The sequence below is a fragment of the Sphingomonas sp. CCH5-D11 genome, assembly GCF_001557395.1.
GTDB lineage: Bacteria > Pseudomonadota > Alphaproteobacteria > Sphingomonadales > Sphingomonadaceae > Sphingomonas.
The window spans coordinates 1-5,644 of record NZ_LSKH01000185.1 but is presented as its reverse complement, the minus strand read 5'-3'; the positions used below and the strand labels follow the sequence as shown (position 1 = coordinate 5,644).

8 protein-coding genes are annotated in these 5,644 nt (G+C 69.0%); 2 read left to right on the top strand and 6 right to left on the bottom strand.

Annotated elements, in window-relative coordinates:
• Nucleotides 1-141 precede the first annotated feature (141 nt).
• Both AX702_RS11415 and AX702_RS11410 read right to left on the bottom strand, forming a co-directional pair.
• On the bottom strand, nucleotides 142-702 hold the full coding sequence (locus AX702_RS11415) for a TspO/MBR family protein (protein WP_066779630.1): 561 nt from the start codon (nucleotides 700-702) through the stop codon (nucleotides 142-144).
• Nucleotides 699-941, bottom strand: a complete 243-nt coding sequence (locus AX702_RS11410; RefSeq protein ID WP_066779628.1) for a glutaredoxin domain-containing protein — start codon at nucleotides 939-941, stop codon at nucleotides 699-701. The genes AX702_RS11415 and AX702_RS11410 overlap by 4 nt, the downstream gene beginning before the upstream one ends.
• 245 nt (nucleotides 942-1,186) lie before the next feature.
• Between AX702_RS11410 and dinB the strand changes: the two genes are divergently transcribed.
• Nucleotides 1,187-2,296: a DNA polymerase IV gene (gene dinB / locus AX702_RS11405; RefSeq protein WP_066779626.1), complete on the top strand. Its 1,110-nt coding sequence runs from the start codon at nucleotides 1,187-1,189 to the stop codon at nucleotides 2,294-2,296.
• Nucleotides 2,297-2,333: 37 nt separating this feature from the next.
• On the opposite strand, the gene AX702_RS22065 is transcribed toward dinB, so the two are convergent.
• Nucleotides 2,334-2,507, bottom strand: a complete 174-nt coding sequence (locus AX702_RS22065) for a hypothetical protein (protein ID WP_156455453.1) — start codon at nucleotides 2,505-2,507, stop codon at nucleotides 2,334-2,336.
• 288 nt (nucleotides 2,508-2,795) lie between these two features.
• Between AX702_RS22065 and AX702_RS11400 the strand changes: the two genes are divergently transcribed.
• Entirely contained in the window at nucleotides 2,796-3,143 is a 348-nt protein-coding gene (locus AX702_RS11400; protein ID WP_156455452.1) for a hypothetical protein, read from the top strand.
• A 9-nt stretch (nucleotides 3,144-3,152) separates the two neighbouring features.
• Here the strand turns inward: AX702_RS11400 and AX702_RS11395 are convergent, their stop codons facing one another.
• The 3 genes from AX702_RS11395 to AX702_RS22890 all read right to left on the bottom strand — a co-directional run.
• The gene (locus AX702_RS11395) at nucleotides 3,153-3,797 is read right to left on the bottom strand and encodes a response regulator (protein WP_066779615.1); all 645 of its coding nucleotides are present in this window, start codon (nucleotides 3,795-3,797) and stop codon (nucleotides 3,153-3,155) included.
• Entirely contained in the window at nucleotides 3,794-5,443 is a 1,650-nt protein-coding gene (locus tag AX702_RS11390) for a sensor histidine kinase (protein WP_066779612.1), read from the bottom strand. Before AX702_RS11390 ends, AX702_RS11395 begins: the two co-directional genes overlap by 4 nt.
• A 14-nt stretch (nucleotides 5,444-5,457) precedes the next feature.
• A partial coding sequence (locus AX702_RS22890; protein ID WP_231731830.1) for a hypothetical protein occupies nucleotides 5,458-5,644 on the bottom strand: 187 nt, incomplete at its 5' end.

Below are 5,644 nucleotides of genomic sequence, written 5' to 3'. Positions count from 1 at the left end.
GCTTGCTAGAGGCAGGTGACGCGCCCTTCACCCTTCCGATCGTGACCCCGGCCTTGCGGTAGGGTTCGGGGCTTCGCCCGCGTGATCGGTTCGGCTGGCGGAGGCGTGGATGCCGGGAGGGGCCCGGCATCCACGCGCTGGTCAGGCGCCGGCGGATTGGGTGGGGTCGGCGTCCTGGCGCTGGCGGGCGCTGTTGCGCTGCCACACCTGTTCGGCGAGCACGGTGGCGAAGCCCACCCAGGCGACGAAGGGCACGCCGAGCAGCGCGGCCGGGCGATCGGCCCGCGCGGCGGAGGCGACATAGCCCGCGCCGCTCGCCACCATCGCGCCCGATGCCACCGCGCCGGCGCCAAGCTGTCGCTTGCGGAAGAACAATTCGGTCCAGCCGCCGATCATGCCCGTGTTGAGCAGCCACAGGCCAAGCGCCAAATTGCGCCCGGCGCCGGCCGGCTGGCGCAGCAGGCGATAGCCGCCCACCGCGAGCCCGCTTTCCAGCGCCGGCCACACCGCGCCGAATGCGGCATCGGGCGGGGTATAGCCGGGCTTGTCGAGCCGCTTGTACCAGGCGCGGGTGCGCGGGTGCTTCGCATCGGGCGCGTTGCGGCGGCCGACCAGCGCGCTGGCGCCCAGCACGCCGGCAACGATCGCGGCGGCGGCGGGGCGCGAGAAGCCCTGGCGCGGCGAGGTGACGGCCGCGCTCATGCCGAAAGATACCGTTCCAGATCGTCGCTGCCGCCGATCCGCTCGCCACCGATGAACACCTGCGGCGTGGTCGGCACGCCATGTTCGGCCTTGAACGCGTCCACCTCCTCGCGCGTGGAAAGCACCCGATCGTCCACGTCATAGCCGGCGGCTTCCAGCATCTGCTTGGCCCGCACGCCAAAGGGGCAGGTGTGATCCGGCAGGACCATTCGGTAGAGGATCGCTGTCTTGTCGGCCATGAATACTCCATCTCGCCGGGTCGCTTGGCCCGGAGCTTTACTGCGGCGGCGCGCCTTGCGGGGCTGACCCGCCCATGACGCGGCCCGCCAGTGACACAGCGCGGCACCGCGACGCTCGTTCCATCACATGACGTTCGAATGCTGCGACAATGCGTCAAGATGGCGCGTCAGAACGGCGTCAGGATGGCAGCTCCGCGGGGCGATCCGCCGTTCCCATATTGTTCTCATGCTGCTACAGCGCCGGCATGGAAGATGGATCGATTCGCAAGATCATCCATGTCGACATGGACGCCTTTTTCGCGTCGGTGGAGCAGCGCGACAATCCCGACCTGCGCGGGCGGCCGGTGGCGGTGGGCTCCCCCAATGCGCGCGGCGTGGTGGCGGCCGCCAGCTATGAGGCGCGCGCCTTCGGGGTGCGATCCGCCCTCCCCTCCGTCACCGCGCTGCGCCGCTGCCCCGACCTCATCTTCGTGCGCCCGCGCTTCGAGGTGTACAAGGCGGTATCGCGCCAGATCCACGCCATCTTCGCCGATTATACCGACCTCATCCAGCCGCTGTCGCTGGACGAGGCCTATCTGGACGTGACGGCGAACCGCGCCGGCCTGCCCACCGCCTGGGCGACGGCCAAGGCGATCCGCGCGCGCATCCTGGAGGAAACCGGCCTCACCGCCTCCGCCGGCGTGTCCTACAACAAGTTCCTGGCAAAGCTCGCGTCCGACCATCGCAAGCCCAATGGCCAGTTCGCCGTGACGCCGGACATGGGCGCGGCCTGGGTGGAAACGCTGCCCGTGTCGCGCTTCCACGGCGTCGGCCCGGTGACGGCGGCCAAGATGAAGCGGCTGGGGATCGAGAGCGGCGGCGATCTGCGCGCCAAGTCGCTGGCGTTCCTGGAGCAGCATTTCGGCAGTTCGGCGGGCTGGTATCACGCCATCGCGCGCGGCGAGGATCATCGCCCGGTGAACCCGCACCGCGTGCGCAAATCCTCCGGCTCCGAGACGACCTTCAACCGCGACCTGACCGAACCGGCGGAGATCGAGGCCGGCGTGCTGCGCATGGCGGACGATGTGTGGGAATGGTGCGAAAAGGCGCAGGCATTCGGCCGCACCGTGACGGTCAAGATCAAGTTCCAGGACTTCCGCCAGATCACCCGCAGCCGCAGCCACGCGGGTGCGGTGGCGGATCAGGCGCTGTTGCGGCAGGCGAGCCTCGATCTCGTCCGCTCCATCTACCCGCCCGAGGCGGGCATCCGGCTGGTCGGCGTGACCGTATCCAATTTCGACGTGCCCGCGCCGGAGGAAGCGCCTGCGCTGCCGCTGTTCGGCGACGCGCCCGCGCCGGTGCCGGCCGGGCCGTGACGCCCCGCCGGCCGTGTTGCCGGTGGTGCCGCTGCCGTCAGTTGCGCAGCAGCGGCGTGGTCCAGCAGGCGCTGGCTTCGTCGCGGCGGCGCAGCCGGTCCGCTTCCTCCAGCAGGCGCATCGCCTCCATCAGCGTGGTGGCGCCGCGCGCTTCCTGCTCAAGCTCGCGCCAGCGATCCGATTTGGGCAGGTTCCGAAACATCAGGCTCATCGCCGCACTCCCATCCCCCGATGAGCGGAGATTATGTTCGATTCGGTGCGATTCTTCAATCAAATGAGTGGAGTATAAGTAAGTACCCGTATCGGGCTAACCCCGTGTGTTCGCAGTGCGAACGCATAGCCATCAAGTAGTTACCCTGCCTCCATGCGGCAAAGGACTTGTACCCAAGATGACGCGGGGGCGATACGACATGTCCCCAACTTGGCGGGGTGGCCGCACAATTGCGCAGAAACGGAATATAGAAGCGGCGAACAATATGTGAGGCAGTGCGAGACGATGATGACCGAGTTCGATGCCGTGCATCAGGAGCTGCGCGCGATCATGCTGGATGCCGCCGCCGGCCTGGTCATCGTGCGCGACGCGCCGGGCGATCTGGTGGTGCATCGCGACACGGCCGACCCGAAGAGCGGGCAGCCGCAATGGTTCGGCACGGTGACGATCAAGAAGAGCTACGTCGCCTATCACCTGATCCCGCTGTACGACGATCCGGCGCTCGCCGATGGCCTGTCGGACGCGCTGGCCAAGCGGCGGCAGGGCAAGACCTGCTTCAACTTCAAGACGCGCGACGCGGCGCTGTTCGCCGAGGTGCGCGCGCTGACGCAGCGGGCACGCGCGGCGCTGCGCTGATCGCGCGCGTCAGCCGCGGCTCTCGCGCCTGTTCTCCCGCGCGAACATGATCGCCACCGCCGTGCGATTGTTCACATACAGCTTCGAGTAGATGCGGTTGAGGTGGGTCTTCACCGTCCCCTCGCCGATGTTCAGCGCGGTGGCGATTTCGCGATTGGTGCGCCCGTCGGTGATGAGCTGCGTGATCTCACGCTCGCGCGGGGTCAGCTCGGCGATCGGATCGGGCGCCTCGCGATAGGCGGAGGCGCGGGCGATCGCCGGCTGCACCACCTCCGTCGGCAGCCAGCGCGCGCCGCCCGCCACCTGCTGGAGCACCTGGGTCAGCGTTTGCGGCGCGGCTTCCTTCAGCACGATGCCGGCCACGCTGGCGGACAGCGCCTGAACCACCTGAAGATCGCTGATCTGCGCGGTGAGCAGGACGATGCGCACCGGCCATTGCTCCCGGTTCACCCGTTGCAGCACCTCCAGCCCCGACAGCGTGGGCAGCGCCAGATCGAGCACCGCCACGTCGGGCCGGCAGGCGGCGATCATGCCCAGCGCCTCCGCCCCGTCCTTGGCGCAGCCGACCAGCTCCATCCCCGGTTCGGCCTGGATCAGATCGGCGAGCCCGCGCAGCAGCAGCGGGTGATCGTCGCACAGCATCACCCGGATCATGCCGCGAGCCTCACCAGCGGCAGGGTGATGGTGAGCGCAAGGCCGGTGCCGCGCCGCGCCACCGCCAGCGATCCGCCCAGTTCCTCCACCCGCCGGCCGATCGAGGCGGGATAGGGCACGGGGCCGGTGCCGCCGCCCGACCCGTCATCGGCGATGCTGACAACCAGCCCCTCCCGCTCGCGTTCGAACAATACCGCCACATGCCGCGCCCCGCCGTGCCGCGCGGCATTGGCGGTCGCCTCCGACAAGGCGAGGCACATTTCCGCGGCAATCGTTTCATCCACCACCAGCGTCGGCGGCTCCACCCGAAGCGTCACATCGCACCCCCATTGTTCGCCCAACGGCGCCACGAACATCTGCAACTGGTCGGCGAGCAACTGCCGCCGGGTCGATCGTTCGCGATTGTCGCTGACCAGCCGGCGGATGCGCGCCTGGATCGCCTGAAGCTGGTTGCGCAGCCGGGCCAGCACGCCGAGATCCGCCGCCCCGTCGCGCGTGGCGGCATCGAGCTGGATCACCGCCGCCGTCAGATCCTGCAGCACGCTATCGTGCAGGTCGCGCGCCAGCCGCACCCGTTCGCGCAGCGACGCGGCGGAGGCGAATTCCTGCACCAGCGCATATTGCTCCAGCTCCATGGCGATGCGCGAAGCGACGATCCGCATCAGCAGGCTCATGTCCGTTTCGCGCGAATGCGGATTGGCGACCAGCACCGCGCCGGTGAAGCGGATGGTGTCGAAGCGCGACACAAACACCGCCCGCCATGCTTCCGCGATCGGCCCCGCCACGCGCGACAGCCCCGCGTGCAGCGCCGCGCGCTCGGCCGCGCCCAGCTCATGCACCGGGCGCTGGCGGGAAAGGCCGGTGATGATCCGGCCGTCCGCGAAGACGGGGACGAAGTGATATTGCGCGCCGTCCCAGATGGCGGCGCAATGCGCGTCCTGATCCAGATCGCGCCAGATCACGATGATCGCGCCCGATTCCAGCACGCGATTGGCATGGGCGAGCGAGGAGGTGAGCCAGGGCCGGTCCTGTTCGGGCACGATATCGTGCGGCCAGGCAGCCAGTTCACGCAGCCGGGTGGCGCTGCGGCTGCGGTAATTGGCGAAATAGCCGAGCAACAGCACGCTCGCCCAGCAGAAGGCGGAGCGCATGATCATGATGTTCAGCTCGGATTCGCCGTCGGTCAGGTCGCTGGCGGCGACCACGATCAGGATGAGCTGAAGCACCGCCGCCACCGCCAGCGTCCCCGTCCAGCTCCAGCGGATCGCCGCGGAGACGAGCAGAAAGGTGAAGCTGATGAAGAACGGGCTTTCCAGTTCGCCGGTGATGTGCACCAGGATGCCGACCGTGGCGATGTCGCACGCGGTGCTCAGCACCTGCCACAGGTGCCGTGCGCGGATCTTCAGCGGCACCAGCAGCAGCGCGATCGACAAAGCGAGATAGGCGGCGAGCAGCCAATAGGCGATGCCGGCGAGGTTCAGCGGCTGGGTCGGATCGACATAGATGGCGGTGAGTGCGCAGGTCGCGATCAGCAGCCGGCCAATGGCGATCAGCTGCTCGGGATCTGCATCGAACAGCGCGTGGCGCGCCGAAACGGCAGGCGGAACGGAGGGCGGCGCTGGCGGTGGAACGGGCGAGGAGAGCATGGCCGTACTTTAGTTCACCCCCGTGCGGTCGATGCTGCCCTTGCGGCCATTATCCATTTGCGCCCCGCTCCCTCCATGCCCGCCAGCCGCGCCGGCTCTCCCGGACGCGCCACGTCGACGCCACGTCGCCGCCGCCGCCTTGCCCGCTCGCGAGCGATCGGGCTGCCGCCCCCCTCGGCAGCCCCCCACCCGGCCGGCGAC